General features: G+C 35.3%; 15 protein-coding genes. 12 read left to right on the top strand and 3 right to left on the bottom strand.

Features of this window, described 5'->3' with window-relative positions:
- Nucleotides 1–332 precede the first annotated feature (332 nt).
- Nucleotides 333–827: a hypothetical protein gene (locus tag K6G87_RS02415; RefSeq protein WP_296833396.1), complete on the top strand. Its 495-nt coding sequence runs from the start codon at nucleotides 333–335 to the stop codon at nucleotides 825–827.
- Between the two features lie 43 nt (nucleotides 828–870).
- Here K6G87_RS02415 and K6G87_RS02420 read toward each other — a convergent pair whose 3' ends face one another.
- Complete coding sequence (locus K6G87_RS02420; RefSeq protein WP_296833398.1) at nucleotides 871–2,253, bottom strand: response regulator transcription factor; 1,383 nt, start codon at nucleotides 2,251–2,253, stop codon at nucleotides 871–873.
- Between the two features lie 99 nt (nucleotides 2,254–2,352).
- The gene (locus K6G87_RS02425; protein ID WP_296833401.1) at nucleotides 2,353–4,014 is read right to left on the bottom strand and encodes a sensor histidine kinase; all 1,662 of its coding nucleotides are present in this window, start codon (nucleotides 4,012–4,014) and stop codon (nucleotides 2,353–2,355) included.
- 496 nt (nucleotides 4,015–4,510) lie between these two features.
- Here K6G87_RS02425 and K6G87_RS02430 point away from each other — a divergent pair, with 496 nt between their 5' ends.
- The 11 genes from K6G87_RS02430 to K6G87_RS02480 all read left to right on the top strand — a co-directional run bounded on the left by K6G87_RS02430 (nucleotide 4,511) and on the right by K6G87_RS02480 (nucleotide 20,498).
- Nucleotides 4,511–5,617 carry a glycoside hydrolase family 43 protein gene (locus K6G87_RS02430; protein ID WP_296833403.1) on the top strand — a complete coding sequence of 369 codons (1,107 nt, stop codon included), beginning with the start codon at nucleotides 4,511–4,513 and terminating at the stop codon, nucleotides 5,615–5,617.
- Nucleotides 5,607–8,582: an extracellular solute-binding protein gene (locus K6G87_RS02435; protein WP_296833405.1), complete on the top strand. Its 2,976-nt coding sequence runs from the start codon at nucleotides 5,607–5,609 to the stop codon at nucleotides 8,580–8,582. Before K6G87_RS02430 ends, K6G87_RS02435 begins: the two co-directional genes overlap by 11 nt.
- Nucleotides 8,583–8,802: 220 nt before the next feature.
- Complete coding sequence (locus K6G87_RS02440; protein ID WP_296833408.1) at nucleotides 8,803–9,591, top strand: carbohydrate ABC transporter permease; 789 nt, start codon at nucleotides 8,803–8,805, stop codon at nucleotides 9,589–9,591.
- Entirely contained in the window at nucleotides 9,591–10,463 is an 873-nt protein-coding gene (locus K6G87_RS02445) for a carbohydrate ABC transporter permease (RefSeq protein WP_296833410.1), read from the top strand. The genes K6G87_RS02440 and K6G87_RS02445 overlap by 1 nt, the downstream gene beginning before the upstream one ends.
- Nucleotides 10,464–10,519: 56 nt before the next feature.
- Complete coding sequence (locus K6G87_RS02450) at nucleotides 10,520–12,016, top strand: NHL repeat-containing protein (protein ID WP_296833413.1); 1,497 nt, start codon at nucleotides 10,520–10,522, stop codon at nucleotides 12,014–12,016.
- Nucleotides 11,995–12,615, top strand: coding sequence for a YIP1 family protein (locus tag K6G87_RS02455; protein WP_296833416.1), 621 nt, complete (start codon nucleotides 11,995–11,997; stop codon nucleotides 12,613–12,615). Before K6G87_RS02450 ends, K6G87_RS02455 begins: the two co-directional genes overlap by 22 nt.
- The gene (locus K6G87_RS02460; RefSeq protein ID WP_296833419.1) at nucleotides 12,612–15,137 is read left to right on the top strand and encodes a DUF5696 domain-containing protein; all 2,526 of its coding nucleotides are present in this window, start codon (nucleotides 12,612–12,614) and stop codon (nucleotides 15,135–15,137) included. Before K6G87_RS02455 ends, K6G87_RS02460 begins: the two co-directional genes overlap by 4 nt.
- Before the next feature lie 18 nt (nucleotides 15,138–15,155).
- The gene (locus K6G87_RS02465; RefSeq protein ID WP_296833422.1) at nucleotides 15,156–16,091 is read left to right on the top strand and encodes a carbohydrate ABC transporter permease; all 936 of its coding nucleotides are present in this window, start codon (nucleotides 15,156–15,158) and stop codon (nucleotides 16,089–16,091) included.
- Nucleotides 16,081–17,121 (top strand): carbohydrate ABC transporter permease, encoded by a 1,041-nt coding sequence (locus K6G87_RS02470; protein WP_296833425.1) that lies wholly within the window; start codon nucleotides 16,081–16,083, stop codon nucleotides 17,119–17,121. The genes K6G87_RS02465 and K6G87_RS02470 overlap by 11 nt, the downstream gene beginning before the upstream one ends.
- A 50-nt stretch (nucleotides 17,122–17,171) precedes the next feature.
- On the top strand, nucleotides 17,172–18,701 hold the full coding sequence (locus K6G87_RS02475; protein WP_296833428.1) for an ABC transporter substrate-binding protein: 1,530 nt from the start codon (nucleotides 17,172–17,174) through the stop codon (nucleotides 18,699–18,701).
- A 198-nt stretch (nucleotides 18,702–18,899) separates the two neighbouring features.
- The gene (locus tag K6G87_RS02480; protein WP_296833431.1) at nucleotides 18,900–20,498 is read left to right on the top strand and encodes an extracellular solute-binding protein; all 1,599 of its coding nucleotides are present in this window, start codon (nucleotides 18,900–18,902) and stop codon (nucleotides 20,496–20,498) included.
- Between the two features lie 144 nt (nucleotides 20,499–20,642).
- On the opposite strand, the gene K6G87_RS02485 is transcribed toward K6G87_RS02480, so the two are convergent.
- Entirely contained in the window at nucleotides 20,643–23,030 is a 2,388-nt protein-coding gene (locus tag K6G87_RS02485; RefSeq protein ID WP_296833434.1) for an EAL domain-containing protein, read from the bottom strand.
- Nucleotides 23,031–23,179 lie beyond the last annotated feature (149 nt).

A 23,179-nucleotide genomic window follows, 5' to 3' on the forward strand; every position in this document is an offset into this window, starting at 1 on the left:
AATAGGCTGGATGTGGGCTCATGTTGGATCAATGCATGAAAGCAGGTTTTTGCATCTGAAGAGACTGATTACGAGCTGTACTTTGACAGTGGTCATGAGAACCTTTTTTGTGAACCCTGGATTCCTGTAAAAAAGAGGTAAAAGATGGATAGACCACTGGCAAAAAGATTCGTATAAACTTGGAGTATTACGCCGTGTATATTGTGAAAAAACTAACAAAATGTACAAAATAGAACTTTTATTTTGCTAATTTTACACATTTAATTAATCCTGGGATTATAGTATATTATCCATATCAAAAATAACACCGCAAGGTGCAGGAGGAAAAGTAAATGGAATTAGTTTTAGCAATGTTTGGGAGTTTTTTTATTGGGACATTATTATTGTGTGTGGCACTGTACGTGATCAGTTCACTCAGCTTTGTCAAGGTATTTAAGAAGCTTGGTTATCAAAGTCCGGGATTTGGATGGATTCCGATTTTTAATATCTTTGTACTTGCAACAATTGTTTCAACAGGAACCACTAAAGTAAAAGTTCTTGGAGCATTTGAACTTGATACAACCATATATAGATTTTTATGGTTATTACCAATAGTTATCGGTTTTATTCCGGGATCATTTGGTACATTGTTATCAATTGCATTCACAATACTTTATTATGGTGATATGTACTCAAGAGTATATGCTTCTATAGATAACACTTCTGTTGAAGAGCAGACAGCTATTGGAGCAGTTTCAGGATTTATCTCAATTATATTTGTATTTAAAGCTCTTTCAGCTAATGACGATTTAGTTCAGCTTAGATACAGAGCGGATGATGTTCACTGATTAAATAACAGAATTAAAATGCTGGCCGCATGGCCAGCATTTTTTAGTCTTGATTTGCACGATATTCACTTGGAGTTTTACCAGTGAACTTTTTAAATGTTTTGAGAAAATAGAAATAGTCATTAAAACCAGTTTGAGATGCTATTTCATTTATTGATGTATTAGTTGTTGTGATCAGCTTTTTGGCATTGGATATCCTTAAGTTTGTAAGGTAGTGAGAAAAAGTTGATCCGGAACATTTTTTAAAAAGCTGACTTACATAGTTGGGATTCAGGTTAACAACAGCAGCAACATCTTTTAAAGATAGGTTTTCATTATAATATGTATTTATATATTTCATAATCTTTAAAAAGTAAGTATTACTGAAACTATTATCATCATCTATGGTTTCTGAGGCATTACTAAGATGAAATATCAGGCTATCTATCAGGTTATCAAATGAAGAATAGTCATGAAGGAGCTGCTTGTAATTATAAATATAGTAATCCTGACCATTAGGAAACAATTGATTATTGGAAACCAAGAGGTTGTTCAGCTTCATAGTAGAATTAATATTCATTTGAGAACGGTACTTTGGCTCTTTTAAATTGTTTAGAAGGATGATAAGCTTGTCCTTTTCATTAAAACTATTAGCAGAGGTTATAGATTTGTAAATACCGGTTTTCTGAATATTGGTATAAGATGTGCAAACAATAGAATCCTGTGATGTATCATTATTCATAAATGAATTAAAACACATTGAAGCACATTCATATATAGCGTGACGAAGAGAAGTAATACTAACTGATGCAGGGAATAATCCTATTCCTGCATAAGTAATACCATCAAAGTCTTTTTCTATATAGGGTTTATTAGATATATACATGTTCTGGCTTATACCAATTGAAAAAGATATCCCATGAGAAACAGGTGATGCTACATTACCATATGTAGAAGCAATGTAATACTGATCTGAACTTAGTCCCTGATCTTTAAGATAAGCTTCCATCATAGAAGTATTTTTTTCTTCTATATAATTCATGAAATCTGCAGATAGATCACTGCTATCGTCTGATGAAAGCATTCTCTGTGCTCTTAATAGAAGAATTTCCAGTTCCTCATATTCTACAGGCTTTAGTAGATAGCCAAGTACATCATAAGTGATAGCTTTCTGAGCATAAGAAAATTCTGCATATCCGCTCACGATTATAACTTTGGTCTTAAGATTATTGGTGAAAATCATTTTGCTGATATCAAGTCCGCTATAGCCGGGCATTCTGATATCAAGTATGGCAAGGTCGATGTCATTATCCTTTATAAGATTATAAGCGTCGTGACCGGAACTTACTATATGAGCTACTTCCATGTCATAATTACTCCATGGAATAGTATTTTTCATTGATTCAGTTATACTTGGTTCATCATCTGCTAAAAGAACTTTATGCATAGTCACCTCTTGAATTAAATAGTAGCTTTGTTGCCAGGACTTGAAATTTTGAATAATCTGCAGTTTGGTCGTTTGTATATAGGTATTTTTGAAGTACCCCTATTGGGACTTGATGTTTACTGGCATTTTTATTGTTACAACTGTGCCATCATTTTCCTTACTATCAATTGTAATGCCATACTCAGGGCCATATTGAAGTTTAAGTCGAGCATGAGTATTGTATATACCGACATATGCATTAGCTTCGTAATGCGGGGTGTTCAGAATATCCTTGATTATTTGTAACTGATCTTCACTTATACCTATACCGTCATCTCTTATTTCTATAGTAAACAGATCATCAGATACGTTACAGCCAATATACAGCATACAGTTATGGAGCGCTGGTTCTATACCATGCTGAATAGCATTTTCTATTATTGGCTGGAGTATTATTTTAATTACCGGAATATCCAGAACTTCATCAGGTATGTTATAGATTATCTCAAATTTATCTTTAAATCTGTATTTTTGTATGTCTATATAGGCCTTGGTCATCTCAAGTTCGTTCTTAAAAGGAACTATAGGATCACCTTTTGCGTTGTACTTATACATCTTGCCCATTGCAACAGCTATAGAAGCAATCTCAGGTACATTATTAGATAGTGCAAGAGACTTGATCTGCTCTAGTACATTATAAAGAAAATGTGGATTTATCTGGCTTCTGAAGTAAGAGATTTCTGTTGCCTGACCTCTTATTTTTTCTTCATAAAGTTTAGTTGTAGTATCAAATATTTTCTTATTAAGTTCATCAATAGCAGCGAAGAGAGTAGAAAAAGAAGTAGTAAGATCCTGGACTTCTGCGCAACCATCTACAGCAATAGGCTTGGTTAGATGGCGCTGGCTATCCTGGGTCATTTTTGATATTATTCCGCTGAACTTATTGATTGGTTGCACCATATTTTTATATAGTACATATACTAATAATAGTGAAAATATTAAAATTGCTATAAGTATGATGATTATCTGCCGCCAGGCAAAAATAAGATAGTTATTTATAGCGGCAATATAAACACTGCTTATGACATAACAGTTGGATTCCTCAGAATAATTTAGACTTATGACATAGTTATGATCAGAGTACGTGTAGCTTTCGTTTATATTACCATTCTGATCTGTATGGGACGGGCTTGAAATATAATTTTGACAAAAAGCAAGTACTACATCAGTGAATAGCTCTGAGTTTCTGTTAAGCGGATAAGCATTTCCATTTGAGTCCATAAGGAAAAAGGAGGAAGCTTTTGATTCTAAAGAATCAGTAGAGTTTGCATCATTACCGAAATCATCAATTATAAGATTATCTATATCAAGAGATATGAAGATGCAGCCTATGATACTACCCTTTTGATATATTTTGTAACAATAGGTATAGTATGTTTTAGATGAAAGAGTCCTTATGCTGCTTTTGTTAAGACCCATCGAATTACTGATATTCTGGTCAGAAAGAGCACTAATATATAAAGAATTAAGATCTTCTTCTGAGAAAATTGAGGACATATGCAGAGTATCATTAACAAAAGCAATGTCTGCTATATTAGAATTAAGTCCTTTTACAGAAGCTACCTTATTATTGATCTCATCTATAAGATCAGTAGAAAAATCTGAATAATTGTCTGTAGATAATAATTCTTTGCATATTGCAGAATTCTGAAAATCATTACCAAGTACTTCAAGCTGAAAACTGATATTATCAAGTTCATTACTGAACCTGTTTGCATACATGTCGGCATAATTTTGCTGGTTTTGCAAAAAAATTATTTTGATAGAAGCAAATAATAATATCGAAAGAACAAGTATTATTCCCAAAAACACGCTTGTAATAATAGCAAATTGCTTCCTGATCGGTTGCCTTTTAAATCTGAAAAAAAACATTCCCCGCTTTTTAGTTTCCTTTTTAATACTGCACCCCATTAGACCATCTCCATAGCATTTATAGATATATTCATGTAAACGCATATATTTATAATAAAATCTTCGGGTATAAAAAGCTATGTAAATTATTAATTAATATCTGAAAAAATTCCATATTATTCAAAACTTAATATGTAAATACTTAAGAAAACGTAAAAAAATACATTTTTATAACAAATTCTCAAATGTATTAAACGAAAAATAGACAATATTTATCAAAAAATATTTCATACTAAAAAACACTGTCTTTGTATAGAATGATTTTTGTAAAGGGGAGCGTTCATTTATATCTTGGGGGATCAATACAATGTTCTATGAAGATATTCCAAATGGTAAAAATTATTTTGACGAAGACGGACATCTTATTCAGGCTCATGGTGGCCAGATACAATGGATGTCTTATTTTGATATAAATTCAAAAAGTGTGGTTAGTAAATGGATATGGGTTGGTGAGGATAAAACAAGTGGTGCTCATGGAGGAATAAGGGCATATAGCTCAGAAGATCTACGTAACTGGAAAAGTGAAGGCATCATAATGAGGAATATAGATAAAAGAGAAGATTTTGATAATGACATCTACTTTAAGAAATTGTACTTCGATAAAAGCTCAGAAGAACTTGACCATATTTATGAATGTATAAATTCTACTACGGCCATCATAGAAAGACCAAAACTAATATATAACAAGAAAAATGAGCAGTATGTTCTATGGTTCCATGCAGATGGCCCGACAAGAGAATCTAAATCTTCGTATGCAGCAGCATCAGCAGGGGTTGCTGTCAGTAAATCTCCATTTGGCCCTTATAAGTTTGTTGACAGATACAGACTAAATATATGTCCTGACGATCAGAAAGATTATTATCCGCAAAGTAAGGGGATGGCAAGAGATATGAACCTTTTTGTAGATGACGACGACAGTGCATATATTATCTACTCCAGTGAAGAAAACCTTACCTTATATATATCAAAACTAAATGATGATTATACATATCTTAGTGAGACGGTTGATAAGGCGGTATACGGCCGGGATTATATAAGACTGTTTCCTGGAGCACAAAGAGAAGCGCCTGCCATGTTCAAACGAAATGGTAAGTATTACCTTATTACATCCGGTTGTACAGGATGGGCACCTAATCAGGCAAGATATTATATTACAGACAACATAATGGGTAATTGGAAAAATATGGGAGATCCTTGTATAGGCGATACTTCACATACAACCTTTGATTCTCAAAGCACATGTGTATTTAATGCCAGTAATAATAAACGAATTGAAAGATATATTTATCTTGGGGACAGATGGAACAGCAATAAACTATCAGAATCATCATATTTGTTTTTGGATATTGAGTTTATGGAAGATGACAGCCTCAAGATCTTTTATCAGGAAAGAGGATTAGTAGATGGTAACTAATAATATCAAAAGAATAGCTGGCTTTGTGATAACAATCTGCGTAATGTTTTCTTCTACCTTTATAACAGTAACAGCAGACGGCTTGGAATCTGAAGATTCATTAAATGATAACGAGAACTCAGCTATTTTAAAAGCTAATAATAATCTGTTGGATACCGTATACGAGATGGGTGATTATGAGTCATATATAAGCGGTTATCTAGAGAATGGTGCACAGTTTCCGGATCAGGAAATTGTTATAGATGGAAAGAATTATTTAGAAAAAGATGATAGCTTCTACCTGGAAGACGATGGCCTTTGTACCTTGGAAGAAGGAAGTGTTACTTATGAAGTTGAAGTGCAAACTGAAGGATTTTATAACATTCTTTTGGATTATTACCCATTAGAAGGCAAAAATAACAGCATAGAGAGAATCGTTTATATAAATGGAGAAATACCATTTAAAAATGCAAGGTACATTGAATTTACCAGGATCTGGGCTGATGCAGAGGAGATAAAAGCAGATTCCAGAGATAATGATGTAAGACCAAAGCAGAAAGAATGTTATATGTGGCTTCAAAGTTATCTCAAAGACAGTGATGGATACTATGAAGAACCTTTCTGTTTTTACTTTAAAAAAGGAACTAATACTATAACTTTTGAATCAACAAAAGAGCCAATGAAGATTGGTGAGATTAAATTAACAAAGGCAGAGGAAACATTATCATATAGTGATTATCTAAGTATTAATGAAAATAGTAATAATAATACAATCTCTGATATACAGCTTAAAGTTCAGGGAGAAGATGCTTTGTATAAGTCAGATTCTACTCTGTATCCTATATCAGACAGGACCTCACCTTTATCTGAGCCATATAGTCCAAGTAAGACAAGGCTTAATGAAATTGGAGGAAGTAACTGGAAGAAGGTAGGGCAATGGATAAGCTGGGAGATAGAAGTACCTGAAAATGGATTTTATACACTTGCTTTAAGATACAGACAGAATATAAATACAGGAGTTACAGTTATCAGAAGCCTTTCAATCGATGGCGAAACGCCTTTTAAAGAGGCTCAAGAGCTTAAATTCTTGTATAGCAATGATTGGCAGCTTAAAAGACTTTCTCCAATGGCAAATGAAGATGAAGAAAATCCATACATGTTTTACTTTGAAAAAGGAAAGCATGAAATAAGACTTGAGATCACACTGGGAGACGAATTATCAGAAATAATAAGAAGAACAGATAATAGTATAGCAGAGCTTAATAGAAGTTACAGACAGCTTCTTATGATCATAGGATCATCCGCAGATACTATGAGAGATTATCAACTGGAGCAGAAAGCACCGGAAGCTTTGGAAATACTTGCAAATCAGTATGAAGAAATTAAAGAGATAAGAGAGCTTTTAAATGTTTATACCAGCGGACTTGGAAGCAGTTCTTTTGCAACGATCGATAATCTTCAGAATCAGCTTGAGAAAATGATAAAAGATCCAAGAACAATTGCCAAACAATGGTCTGCGTTTAAAGACAATATAGTAGCTCTTGGTTCATGGGAACTTTCTATGAAAGAACAGCCTTTGGAGATTGATTATCTGCTTTTATGCAGTGAGGATTCAAAGCTTCCTAAAGCAGAGGCAGGTTTTTTCCAAAAACTCTATCACGAATTCAGGAAATTTATGGCGAGCTTTGTAGAAGATTATGACAGCATAGGTGAAGTTTATGGAGAAGACAGCCTTGAAGTATGGATACTTGCAGATGGTTCAAATGTAACAAGTATGACAGGAGGCGGAAGAGACCAGGCAACGATAATCAAGCAGCTTGCAGATAATTATTTTGTCACTGATACTTCAATACCTGTAAACATCAAGCTTGTTAATAAAGACGTATTATTGTCAGCAACACTTGCGGGAAGAGGACCTGATGTAGCCTTAAATGTAGCTGGTAAGGAACCTATAAATTATGCCCTTAGAAATGCGGTTGTAGATCTGACACAATTTGAAGATTTTGAAGAGATTAAAGGATGGTTTCATGAGTGCGCTTTTGATCAGTTTACTTTTGAAGATGGAGTGTACGCCTTGCCACAAACAATGTCTTTTCATGTGATGTTTTACAGGGCAGACATATTAAAAGAACTGGGACTTTCTATTCCAAGTACTTGGGATGAGTTTTACGAAGCCTTGTCTGTTATACAAAAGAACAACATGAATGTAGGAATATTCCCAGATTACACAACATTTGCGATGTTTTTGTATCAGCATCAGGGCAGTTATTATACGGAAGATGGAAAAGAAAGTGCACTTAGCAGTGAAGAAGCAGTAGATGCTTTTAGACAGTGGTCTGGTAATTATGTGAATTATGGTATGCCTGTTACCTTTGATTTTGCTAATAGATTTAGAACAGGTGAAATGCCATTGGCTATAGGTGACTATACCAATTATAACTATCTTTCGGTATTTGCTCCTGAAATAAGAGGATTATGGGGATTCACAGTAGTTCCGGGATATGAAACAGAGACACTTGATGAAGACGGAAATGTTGTATCTGTAACAACTGATAGGAGCGTATCAACCTGGGAAACAGCAGCAATAATTATGGAGACAAGTGATCAGAAAGAAGAAGCCTGGGAGTTCTTAAAGTGGTGGATGAGCAGCGATACACAATCAGATTATGGCAATGAGATAGAGTCTGTTCTTGGAGTATCCGGAAGAGTAGCAACTGCAAATCTGGAAGCACTTTCCAATCTTCCATGGTCATCTAAAGATTATGCTCAGCTAATGGCCCAGATGGAAGAAGTTAAAGCTATTCCTGAAATTCCAGGAAGCTATTATACAGAAAGAAATATAAAGAATGCTTTCTACACTGTATATAACAACAATGAAGATCCCAGAGAAACCCTTCAGGATATTGTAAAAACGATTAATTCGGAAATAGATGCTAAGAGAGAAGAGTTTGGTCTTCCACTAAGAGAGGTAAAGTTTGAAAACTAAAATTTCCAAAAACGAAATACTAGGGATTACTTCAACTGATATCGAACCATTAGTCATTCCTTCTGGGAAGGACATGAGGTCAAAGATGATTTTAAAATACTTGGGAATAAAGTTTAAACAGCTTTTAAAAAACATGAAAAGGTGTAAGACCGCATATTTATTTATTGGACCGTATTGTATACTTTTTCTTTTGTTTTACCTGATTCCGGTATGCACATCAATGGGACTTAGTTTTACATATTTTAATGTTCTTGAAACTCCTAGATTTGTAGGCTGGAAGAACTATATTGATCTTTTCTTTTCAGATGAAATATTTTTAAAAGCGGTTAAGAATACATTTTTGTTTGCAACAATAACAGGACCTATCGGCTATTTTATGGCTTTATTCATCGCATGGATGATAAATGATATTAAAAAGCCTGTTATTAGAGCTTTCATGACACTTGTATTTTATGCTCCTACTATATCTGGTCAGGCATTTATTGTATGGAAGTATATTTTTTCGAGTGATACCTATGGAATGGCTAATGCATGGCTTATGAAGCTTGGAATAACTTTTCAGCCTATACTCTGGTTTGAAGATGAAAAGTATATAATGCCAATCCTGATAATTGTAATTCTTTGGATGAGTATGGGAACGGGATTTTTGTCATTTATTGCTGGACTTCAAAATGTTGACAGAACCTTATATGAAGCAGGTTATATGGATGGTATCAGGAACAGATTTCAGGAGCTATGGTATATAACTCTGCCGGCTATGAAAGAACAGCTTATGTTTGGCGCAGTTATGACAATAACCAATTCGTTTGCTATACACGATCAACTGGCAGCTCTTGCCGGTTTCCCGAGTGTTAATTACGCAGCTCATACTGTTGTATCGCACTTGATTGACTATGGAACCGTAAGGTTTGAAATGGGATATGCGTCTGCTATAGCTACACTTTTATTTATGGTAATGGTTATTTGCAATAAATTAGTACAGATATTACTTAGGAAGGTCGGTAAATAATGACATTTAATCTTTTTAAACATAAGAAAAGAGCAAAACAGAGTCATTCACTTGTCGGAGATGTTTTCAGCATCGCATTACTAGTCATAATGGGTGCATTTATGGCACTTCCGCTTGTACTTGCAGTAAGTAATTCTTTAAAACCATTGGAAGAGTTGTTTATATTCCCTCCAAGATTTTTCGTAAGAAATCCTACATTAGATAATTTCCATGATGTGTTTGTACTTATGAGCGGCTCATGGGTTCCTTTTGCAAGATATACCTTTAACACAGTTTTTATAACTATAGTAGGAACCTTTGGCCATTTGATAATAGCCAGTCTTTGTGCATATGCCCTTGCTAAATACAAATTTCCGGGTCAGAAGATTATATTTTGGATTATCGTTACAGCACTCATGTTCTCGACTCAGGTAACAGCAATACCTAATTATCTTATTATGTCAAAGATAGGATGGCTAGATTCATACGCATCATTGATTGTTCCTGCAATTGCAAAACCATTGGGACTTTTTCTTATGAAACAGTTTATGGAGCAGATTCCGGATTCACTTCTCGAAGCAGCAAGAATAGATGGAGCTTCAGAATTCAGAGTATTCTGGACAATAGCAATGCCCCAGGTTAAGCCTGCATGGCTGACTCTTATTATATTTTGTTTCCAGGATCTGTGGAATTTACAAGGCTCTAACTATATTTTCAGCGAAGAATTAAAAACGTTACCTTATGCGCTAAGCCAGATCTCTGCTGCAGGAATAGCAAGATCAGGAGCAACAGCAGCTGTAGCAGTAATAATGATGAGTGTTCCCATTGCAATCTTTATTGCCAGTCAGAGCAATATCATTGAAACAATGGCATCTTCAGGAATAAAGGAGTAACAAAAGATACAGGATTATTGATTGTCGTAAGGACATTAAAAATGGGGAAACTTCTTATGCATAAAAAATTAAAATTATTGCTATCTTTTATGGCTTTTGTGATAGTGACGGTCAATATATGGATGATAAGTGAGATAACATCATATGCGAATGCGCCATATGAGTCATACAATTATAACTTTTGGGGAGAAGCAGTAGCTCAGCCACATACATTCTTATATAAAAAATCTTTTCTTGGGGCAGGTAATAATGGAGAAACAAGTCTGAATTTTCCTAAGGATATGTTCCTTAAAGGAGAAAAGCTCTATATCGCAGATACAGGTAATTCACGAATACTTGTCACTGATCTGGAAGGGAAGGTTTTGGCTGAGTATACATATGCAAATGGAAGTGATGACATATTTAAAGAACCCCAGGGAGTGTTTGTAACAGATGAAGACCATATATATGTTGCGGATAGTGGCAATTCGAGACTTGTTGAGCTTGATGAAAACGGACAATTTGTAAGACAGATAGGAAGACCTGTAACTACACTTATAAGTGATTCTCAGCAATATACACCCATTAAAGTTGTTGTAGATCATTCAAAGCGAATATATGTAATTGCTTATGGAATAAACATGGGATTGATAGAGTTTGACAAAAACGGTGAGTTCCAAGGTTTTATGGGAGCGACAGAAGTATCCGTAAGTATGTTCACATATATGTGGAAAAACTATTTTTCTACCAGGGAACAGCAGGAAAGAATGGCAACAATAGTTCCTACAGAATATAGCAATATCTGTGTAGATGACGAGAATTTCATTTATGCAACGATCAATAATTTAAGTGATGAAGATCATGCGTCAGGTGCCGATGCTATACGAAGATTAAATCCTACAGGTGTAGACGTACTAAGACGGCTTAGTAACAACAAGATAATTGGAGATCTTCATGGGTATGAAAATGGATGGTCATCATTCTGCGATGTAGCAGTAAATGATAATGGATGTTACTTTGTTTTGGATGATAATGACGGAAAGGTATTTGCTTACGACTATGATGGCAATAATCTTTTTGTATTTGGACAGATAGGAATTAAGGAAGGCAATTTTCAAAAACCTGTAGCGATAACTCTTTCTGATGATGAAAAGAAAATATTTGTTCTGGATAACATTTTAGGAAGTGTGATGGAGTTTGATATTACAGATTATGGAGAGACACTTCTTGGAGCCATAAGAAATAACAGCATAGGTAATGCAGAAGAAGCAACAAGGCTTTGGAATGAAGTATCTACATATAATTCAAATAATGAGCTTGCATACATAGGACTTGGTAAAGCGTGCATGGATTCTGAAGATTATAAATCAGCAATGGAGTATTTCAAGCTCGGAAACAATCGCAAATACTATTCCAAAGCGCTTTATTACTATAGGAAAGCAGTAATGGAGAAGTTCTTTGCAAAAGGTATGCTGATAATAATAGTTTTGATAGTAACAGTAATAAGTATCAAAGGATATTTCGCATATAAAAAATGGGTAGGTAAAGTCAAATGCTATATGGAAAATCATTAAAGTATATATTTCATCTTATTTTTCATCCTTTTGACGGTTTCTGGGATCTGAAATTTGAAAAAAGAGGTAGCCTAGGCGCAAGCCTTACTATTGTAATTCTTACTATCATTACTCTCTCTATAGAAAAACAGGGTACCGGATTTTTATATAACATGAATAGACTCTCAGAGTTGAATATTGTAGTGGATATTTTGACCATAGTTTTATTATATGTACTTTGGTGTACTGCAAACTGGTGTACTACATCGCTCATGGAAGGTAAAGGAAGGATGATAGATATCCTTATAGCGGTAGGTTATTCATTTGCTCCTATTGTTCTTGTAAGACTTCCTCTTGTTGCAGTAAGTCATGTGATAACAAGTAATGAAGGTAGCTTTTATCTTGTCTTTAAAACAATCAGTGTCATGTGGGCGCTACTTCTTCTTTTCCTTGGAACGATGATCACACACCAGTACAGCGTTAAGAAGACCATTGCCACATGTATCATAACAGTAATCGGCATGGGAATAATAATGTTTATTGGTCTGTTATTTTTCAATGTCATAGGAAGAATGATTACTTTTGTAGCAACGATATATAAGGAGCTTAGGTTTAGATGAAGATGCCAAAAACAAGAATTTTAAACACAGCTAAACGAATATTAACTTCTTTACTTGCAAGCCAATTAGTAGTTTTATGCTTTGGAACATCGATTGACTCTCAAGCAATTGGAGGACCATCTGACAAGTCTGCTCCTGAAGGCATGGATAAGGTATGCGAGAACGACTATCTTACTTTGTACCTCAACGAAGAAGATACAACCTTTGCAATCAAAGATAATGAGTCGGGACATATATGGTTTTCAAATCCTCAGAATTCTGAAAATGATCCTATTGCAACACCATATTATCAGAGAATAATGAAAAGTCAGCTTCAGATAAAGTATTTCAATGAAGATGTGCAGTCATCGGTGATGGATAGCTACAATGATTGCGTTTCAAATGGACAGTTTGATATCGAAATGCTTGATGAGGGAAATGGATACAAAGTCAATTATACACTTGGTGAAATTGCAGACGAATTACTTCTTCCAGAAGCTATATCTGAAGAACGCTTTGAACAATTTGTGAGCCTTATGGATGATAAATGTGCCAAAAAGGTTAGAAGAAACTATGTACTTGAAGAAAGCGATAACGGAAATTATTACAGGCTAAGAGATGGAGTAAAAGATTATATAAAAGAAGATCTCTCGGAATATTTTCAGAATGCCGGATATACTCAAAGCGATTATGAACTGGATGCATCACTTGATACAAGTGAAGATACAAATGATAAACCTTGGTTCAAAATAGGCGTAGAGTACAAACTTGAAGAAGATAGCTTAACCGTTACAGTTGATCCTATGACCATAGAGTATAACGAAGATGGATATTATCTGGTAAGTGTTGATGTTTTGCCCTATTTTGGAGCAGCAGGAACTGATGAAAATGGATATATGTTTGTTCCTGACGGATGCGGTGCTCTTATAGATTTGAATAATGGAAAAAGTGATGTTTCAGGATATACTTCGAGAATATATGGGCAAGATCTTTCCAAGCAGCTTCTGACGACTAAGAAATCAGAAACAGATGACACTTATGGTATCAAACTTCCTGTTTATGGGCTTAAGACTGATGATCAGGCATATCTTGCCATAATTGAACAAGGAGACGGGTATGGAACCATAAATGCAGGGGTTTCAGGCAAAACAACATCATATAACAATGTATATTGCAGTTTTGATTACCTTTCATATGGTGAAGCATCACTAAGTAGTGTTGTAGGATCCAACAGTTATCAGCTTTATGGAGCAAAAAGCTTTGCTGATATATATAAGATAAGATTTAAATTCCTAAGTGATGATGATGCTACATATAGCCATATGGCCGGAACCTACAGGGAATATCTGATAGAAAACCAAAGACTATCAGTTAATAGTGAAGATTTAGAAGATACTGCTCTATATACAGAAGTGATAGGAGCTGTAGATAAGTACAAAACAATACTTGGCGTAAGATATAGCGCCATTGAGCCTCTTACCACTTATAAAGAGGCCAAATCTATAACGGATGAGCTTATAGACAATGGAATATCCAATCAGACGCTTATTTACACAGGATGGATGAATGATGGACTTGAAGGATATGCAAATTATAAAGTCAATCCGATAAGTAAGCTTCAAAATGGTCTGAGTCTTAAATCGTTTATTCAAGAAGAAAAAGAACTGGGTATTAAAACCTATATGACCTTAGATATACAAAACGTATACAATAACACGCTTACAGATGGATATTCAACCTTAAGCAATGCGCCAGGATATTTCGATCATACAGTTGTTTATAGCAAGGATTACTCACTTTCCGGAAGTAATTCTACCGGTAAAGAAGCAGATTTAATAAGTCCTTATTTTGCACTTGATTATACAAAAAAACTAATTAATGGAATAAGTAAATATGATATTACAGGAATAGATCTTACATACGCTTCATACAGACTGTATTCAGATTATCTTGAGGAACGCTATACAGATAGAGAAAAAGCCATTGGTTATTACGAGGCAAGCTTTAACGAGGCAGTTCAAAATGGACTTAACATAGTTGGAGATAATGCCAATGCATACTGTTTTCCTTATATTAGTCAGATGATCAATGTCCCATTGTACTCAAATGGTTACAGGATTCTGGATAGAGAGATTCCATTTTATCAAATGGTTATACATGGAAGCATATCTTATTGTGCAGAAGCTCTTAACATGTCAGATGATTATGAAACAAGTCTTTTAAAATCTGTTGAGTATGGAGCAGGACTTCATTATAAGTGGATTTATAAAGATAATTCTCTACTGAAAGAAACTAAATATGATGACTTATACAGTGTAGAGTACTCCTCCTGGAAAGATAAATGTATAAGCGATTATGCCAAGGTAAATGAAGTACTAAAAGGTTTATCAGGCTGTATTATAGTCAGTCATGAATATATCACAGATGATGTTGTAAGAGTTACTTATGATAACGGGGCAACAATATATGTCAATTATTCGGATGAAGCAAGGAATGTTGATGGATTTGATATTGAGGCCAAGAGCTTTGCAAGAAAAGATTAAGAAAAAGAGGAAAAGCAAATGGGATATTTCAAAAAAATAGAAGGACACATAAGGTTGACCCTTATAGGAAAAGAAGCTTTAGCCGGACTGCTTTTTATCATACCTTTTCTTATTGGATTTTTTGGAAACTTTCTCCCTCTTATAGTTGAATCAATTAAATTCAGTCTTAGTAACATGGAGGTGACGAGCAGCGGATATGCTCTTACTCCGGCTCTGAAAAATGGTTTTGAGCATTATATAAGGCTTCTTACTATAGATCCTGAATTTAATCAGATGCTATTAAGATCCATAGGTGACATGGTACTAAAGGTTCCGCTTGTAATCATATTCAGCTTTTTCTCAGCTAACCTGCTAAATCAGGAATTTAAGGGAAGAGCAATAGCAAGAAGTATTTTTTTCTTTCCAGTAATACTTACATCCGGAGTAATACTTGGTCTTGAAAATTCAGATCTTCTTGTAAGAACACTTAGTGATACAGGTCAGAGTGCAGAAGATACTCAGGCAATGCTTAACGTATCATACCTGTTAATAAACTATACAGACCTCCCTGTAAACATAATAAATTACCTGACATCAGCAATTGATGGAATTTATGACATCATAATAGCTTCCGGAGTTCAGATCCTTATATTCCTTGCGGCACTCCAGTCAATATCTCCATCTTTATATGAAGCGTCAAGTATTGAAGGTGCTACAGCATGGGAGAGCTTTTGGAAGATAACTTTTCCTATGATAAGTCCTATTATCCTTGTCAATAGTGTTTACACGATAATAGATACATTTACAAGTGAGACCAACGAAGTCATGGGCAAGATAAAAAGCACCATATTCTCAGATGTTAAATATGGACTTGGAAGTGCTATGGCATGGATATACTTTATCTGCATTGCATTTATACTGCTCATTGTAGGTTTTTATATTTCAAGAAAGGTATTCTATTACGATGAAAGATGAAGCATTGATTTTGGAACCAAAAGAAACGATTTTAGACAGGGGAATTAAAAATCGTATAGGCGTTTCTGATTCGAATTATAGTGATCTTATCAAGATTAGAGCGCAAAAGCTTGGAAGGCTTTTGCTTCGCATAATAAGAGGTACTGTAGTTGTTGGTATATGCTTTATTATTCTTCAGCCTCTTTTTGCCAAGATAAGCATATCATTTATGAGTGAAAAAGATCTATATGATTCAAGTGTCAAATACATAGCAAAGCATTTTACGCTTGATAATTACAAAATGGCCATAAGTGGTATGGACTATTGGACTGTTCTTATAAGAACAATAGTTCTGTCGGCATCAATTTCATTTATACAGCTTTTTGCGTGTCTTTTAACTGCTTACGGTTTTGCAAGATTCAGATTTCCTTTCAAAAAAATATTGTTTGGATGCGTGATACTGACACTTATAGTGCCACCGCAGGTAATAATGTTACCTCTGTTTATAAGATACAGATTCTTCGATCTGTTTGGAATATTTAAAATGGCAACCGGAGGAACGGTAAATCTTATAGATACATATTGGCCCTTCTTTATACAGGCTTTTACATGCATGGGAATCAGAAATGGTCTTTATATCTATATGCTCAGGCAGTTTTTCAAAGGTATGCCAAGAGAACTTGAAGAAGCTGCTTTTGTAGATGGATGTGGAAAATTAAGGACATTTATACAGATCATGCTTCCAAGCGCAGTCCCCATGATGGTAACAGTATTTTTGTTTGGATTTGTATGGCAATGGACAGATTCTTTTTATACATCACTGTATCTTAATAACACAAAGGTAATTTCTTCAGCCCTTAGCTCGCTTGCAGTAGGAGTTTATAAAGAGTATGAAGGTTTTGGAGGATCGATGAACTTTATAAGTCCCGGATTTGTATCCATGATGAATAACACTGGAACTATTCTTTCAATAATTCCACTTATTCTTCTATATCTCTTCTGTCAAAAGAGTTTTGTAGAGGGAATAGAGAGATCCGGAATAGTTGGATAAAGGAAACAATGTTGTTAAACATTAAAACTATATAATAAAGGAGAGATAATATGAAAAAGAAAATTGCTGGGTTACGTGTAATGTCCGTCATTACAAGCGCTGTGATGGTTATTGGTGCTGCCGGCTGTGGATCAAGTACAGCTGAAAGTACAGGTAATACGCAGACTGCAACTAATGAAGCTTCGGTTCAGACAGAAGATACTGCAGCTGTAGAAGCAACTGAAGCATCTACTGTAGAAGAAGCCCAGGAACCGGAGTATGATTTTGGGGGCAGAGTTGTAAAAATCGGATCATATTATGATATGACACCTGATCCGGAAAAGAATGCTATCGAAGCAGCACTTTCTGAAAGAATTGCATATGTTGAAGAAAATTATAATTGTAAGATTGAGTTTGTTGATCTTGGTGGAGACTATGTTAATTCCTATGTTACCAGTGTTCTTGCAGGAGATCCTGTTGTAGATATAGGCTATGCCGTAACTACAACTGTACTGCCATCACTTATTGAGGGTGGTATCGCATATCCTATAAGTGATCTTGGGGTAATTGATTTTGAAGATTATAAATGGAGATCTGATGTTGTTGATGCAGGATTTTATAAGGGCAAGAACTATACAATGCTTATAAAGGATCCTGAGATCAGATACGGTATCTTCTGGAACAAGACCTTATTTGAACAAAATGGGCTGCCGGATCTTTACGAGCTTGCTGATAGTGATGAATGGACCTGGAGTAAATTCAAGGAGATAGCTCTTCAGGGTAATATTGATTCTGATAATGATGGCACTATTGATATATACGGATTCAATGCAAGAGAGAATCTTGGATGGTGTTATTTATATTCAAATGGAGCACAGGTGGCTGAGAAAACAGATTCAGGCATAAATATTGATCTTAGTGATAGTTCTGTTGTAGAAGCTCTTACTGCAATGCAGGATTTTACAACAACAGTAGATTACAGACAGATTGACTGGTCAGTTGACAGCTGGGATTCACTTATTGGTGATTTCAGAGATGGAAAATCTATGATGTGTCTTGAAGAGTTCTGGATCTCATATGCTTATCTAAATGAGATGGAAGATGATTGGGGATGGGTACCTTTCCCTAAGGGAGATTCAGCACAGGATTGGTCATGCTATGGTAAAGAGAATGGCTGCCGTTTCATGCTTAATGGAATAGAAGATCCTGAGACAGTAGCACTTATTTATGACCTTATCACAGATATTGCTGATACTAATGAAGAATGGGATGACCTCATGGAAGATCAGCTTGAAAGCTGGGCTGATGATAGTGAGACAGTAGAAAATGTATCTTATATTTACAATAATAATATTGCAAAGATCAACTCAATCAATGGATTCTCAGATCTTAACGGTGTTATAAATACAATGATCGATGAGATAACAAGTGGAACATCTTCACCACAAACTGCTCTTGATACTTATCAGTCGCAGATAGATGCAGCTATTGCTGATCTTGAAACTCATGATTATGATGCAGATATGCAGGAATATCTGATCACCGAAGAAGAAAGTAGTGAAGAGGCAAGCGAAGAAGCAAGTGAAGAGGCAAGCGAATGATATAAAGCTTTAGTGAGGGAGTGGAACTGTCTGCTTGCGCAGATAGTTCCATTTTCTTTGCGTATATTTTTTATAAAAAAGATATATAAAATCCATTCGTTATGGTTTTATGCCCATCTGTTTATATTATGATATAATTTTTATATCGTTCATATTTTGATATTGTGAATGAAAGGGGTATCCAGGGGGAGTATTCTCATGTCTGTTCTGAATATAATCAGCACAATAAAAAGGCAAGCTGCGGCTTTTATTATAACTAGTCTTCTGATTTCAGGATGCGGTCAGGAAACAGTAGTAGTTGATAATACTGATAAGGTATCTGAATATGATGAGCATCTGGATATATCCATAGCTTATTGGCAGATAGATAAAGCTCTTGACGGATACGATAGTGATGAAGTTCTAAAAAAAATCGAGGATAAGTTTAATATTACTATTATTCCTGAGAATATAACCTGGGATGATTATTATTCCAAAATAGAATTATGGGCAGAAAACAATACTTTGCCGGATATTTTTGTAGGAGCATACCGCACATCCAATACTATGAGTGAATGGGCAGAGCAGGGATTATTACATGAAATACCAGGAGACTTGTCTCAATATGAGAATCTGAATAAATACATGGATTCACCTGAGACAGAAACCTGTCAGATTGATGGAAAGACATATTGCATATTCAGACAGACTTATTCTGAACAGGCTGAAACTGTTAAGGATAGAACTATTCTGTATAGATGGGATCTTGCTAAAGCGGCGGGAATTACCAAAGAACCGGAGAACTGGGATGAATTTCGCACTATGATACAGGCAATTATCAATACTGACAGTGAGAACAAAGATATTGAAGGAATGACAGCCAAGGATTATTCAATGCTTATTGCTCCTTTGTTTACCTATAGTATGCCACTTGCACCTGTAGGAGATACATCTTTTTATTGGGTTCCAAATGGAGAAAAATACGTTCCTGCTATTTTTGCAGGGGAGACATTAGGGCAGGATGCGCTTCCCACATGGAATCTAGTAAGGGATATGTATGATGAAGGCACGATAGAAGAAGATATTTTATTTACGACAACATCTCAGGCAGAAGAAAAGTTTTTAAGCGGAAAGAGTGCTGCTATATGTATAGATGGTGGAATCAGTAATACTAAGACTTATGAGAATATGGGTCAGTACTGGAATGAGATATATGGTCATGATTTCTTCGATGATGTTAAGTACCTTGATCTGCTTCCATCTGTAGATGGTAATTGTTACTATACAGCATGGGATTATGCCTGGAGTGAAAGTTATATAAGTTCGAAGGTTTCGGATGAAAAGCTGGACAGGATCCTTTCTTTATATGATTATCTCTTGTCAGAAGAAGGAACTCTTCTTAGTAATTTTGGTATTGCAGATGATACATATAGTATAGATGACAATGGTAAGATTCAGATTCTTTATGATAAACCATCGGATAAATATCATAGCCTTGAAATGCTGGCCTCACTTGTATGCTGGAACTATGGCAATAATGACAGTAGCAATTATCCTGATCTTGTACCTGAGAGCTATGTAAAGATGGATGAAGAAAGAGTTCAAAAAGCAAGATCTATTCAAATGCCTCCATACAGCTATGAATGTACAAAAGCATTACTGGAATCAGGAAGTGGTTTTTCTATAAAAGTCAGTGATATTTTTAAAGAGATAATGTTAAGTGAAAAGCCTGTTGAAGAGGTGTGGAATGATATTATAAATGATTACATAGACATGGGACTTTTGGATGTCATAGATGATGTGAATTCCAGATTATAGTAAGGATAACAATAAAGATAATAGTAAAAAACAAAAGACAATAAAACAAATAATAAAAATGAACTACCTGATCTGAGAAAATTCCAAATGGTTAGATTAAAACTAACGATTAGAGCTTTACTCGTCTTAGGTAGTTCATTTGTATTATATAGAAGGTGATATATCAGGCCCGTTTAAGAGCTCTTCAAATTCAGCTTCTGGCATAGGTTTATAGAAATAATATCCCTGGATGTAGTCGCAGTCGTAGTCTCTGAGGAACTTGACCTGCTCATTGGTTTCAACGCCTTCTGCTGTGACCTTTGCTCCTATCATGTGGGCAAGACCGATTGTAGTTATTATAATGGCTTCAACCTTATCATTCAGACCTATTTTTCTTATAAAACCCATATCAAGCTTAATGATATCAAAGTTGAAGTTTTGGAGCATTGATAGTGAACTCATTCCGCTACCATAATCATCAAGAAGAATCTGGATATTCTTGGATCTCATTTCATTAAGATATTCTATAGCTTTAGATTCAAGATCAGCATAGGCAGATTCAGTTACTTCAAATCTGAGCATTTTGGGCTCTAGCTTAAGGTCTTTTACCCTGTTTAGAATACTTTCTATAAATACAGTATCATAGAAATCTACTCGTGAAAGGTTAAAAGCACAGGGAATCATTTTTTGCTTATTTTGGCACCTTCTAAGTATCAGATCCATACCCTTTGTTACTATAAAATTATCCAGAATTGAAGTCTTACCTTCGGATTCGATAATGGGTATAAATTCTCCGGGCGATACCATGCCAAAGTCTTTGTGCTTCCATCTGATGAGGACTTCGGCGCTTGCTATCATTCCGGTCTTGGCATCAACTATGGGCTGATAATATGGCTCAAATTCATTATCGTTTATACCTCTTTCAAAATCAGACAGAAGGAATCTCTTCTTAACATAGCTTTCCTTCATTACATCATCATAATAAGCATACAATTTATTGCCGATTCCGGCCTTTAAGTTATTTTCTGCAAGCTTCGCACCGGCAAGGATCTGCGTTATATCAACAAACAGATTGTTGATAGAATATATGCCGCATCTTATTTCATAGTTGAACTCTTTGGATTCGATAGTGAAAGTCTGATTGCACATATCCTTTAAGTTAGCTTCACTTAAATTCTCATCAGATGTGATAAGTACAAAATGGTCACTTTCAAGTCTTCCCATGATGACAGGCTTTAAGTATTTTCTCAGAGCATCTCTTGTCTGGAAGATGACCATGTCGCCATTTTGATCGCCGTATAGCTCATTGACAGCTTTGAACCCCTTAACATTTGTGTAAACAAGAGAAAACTTACCATTACCTCCGAGTTCAGATAAGAAGAGTCTGGCTCTTTTCATAAAACCTGTTCTGGTATATTCATCTGTCATCCAGTCAAAATCGGTGGCAGTAGTAATATCAAAAAGTACGATAAGTAGCCAGTCAGGATAGCCTGGAACTCTCCTTACGCGGATGTTCTTGGCCCTTTGACCGTAAGGGTAGTCGACATGTACAGTTCTAACGTAGACTCCTCTTTCTTTAAGCTCATTTATGATAAAAGGAATCCTTATATTATCAAGAAAGATTTCTCTTTCGCTTTCTACAATATTTTTTGAAAGAGTTTGACATACATCTCTGAATTTAAGGCTGCTATTTTCAAAAACATCTGTGAGATCATCGCTTAAATGATAGATTTCAAGTGTATCATTTGTTATATTCACAGATGCTATCATATCGAAACCATCTTCCAATATGGCTTTGATAACAGGCTGCTCATAAATACCCATATAAGGGATCACAGTACCTTGCTTGAGCGGTGAAATATTGCCGTTTTCTATTATTTCACCCTCGCCCCTAAATATAGTCTTATTGTTTTTGACCTTGAAATAGCTTCCATCTGTAATCAGATAGAACCTGCTTCCATAGCTATCCGGAAGTATTATGTCTTCGATAAGATTTTGACCATCAACGGATGTCTTTTTGATCATTTCTGCATGAGGGATTATTTCTATATTTGTAAGATCAAGTCCGTCTGAAAAGCGCACAAATCCTGAATCTATCGCTTCTCCCGGAAGCTCGGGAATAAGATATACATTATAGGCAGCATTCATAGAACCGGCACTAAGACCTATTACTATACCCTTATAAGACATAAGAGCTTCTTTTAGCTTCATGCGTTTCATGAAGCTAAGCTGCGTGGGAGCATGACCTCCGGCAAGATATATAACGTCAGCTTTATTAATAAGCTCCGGGACTTTGTCTTTGTCAGTGTCTTTAAGGATGTGCACGTTTGAAACTGCAAGATCATTTTCCTTAAGTATTTGTATAAGACTGTCTTTTTGCCCTTCGTTTTCAGATGTATTAGAAGGATCACAAGGAATATATAAAAGGCTTACGGACTTTGGCCATTCATTTTTAAGGTCCTCAAAAAAGCCATAATTATCCTCTAATAACTGCTTTTCGCCAGAAGCAGGTTCTTCAAAAGGAATAAAACTGCTAGTAAGATACAGAATCATTCGCTAAATCTCCTGTTATGAAGTGACCTCTTGTCAAGTTCTTTTTAGAGATCACCATTTTATTGATTCGACATTGAACGCAGAGGCAGAGCCTCAGGTCTAACAGTCCCCGGCCTTGGCCACTCTGTTATTCGTGGATTGGTTACCAA

It is taken from the genome of Butyrivibrio sp., from assembly GCF_024699075.1.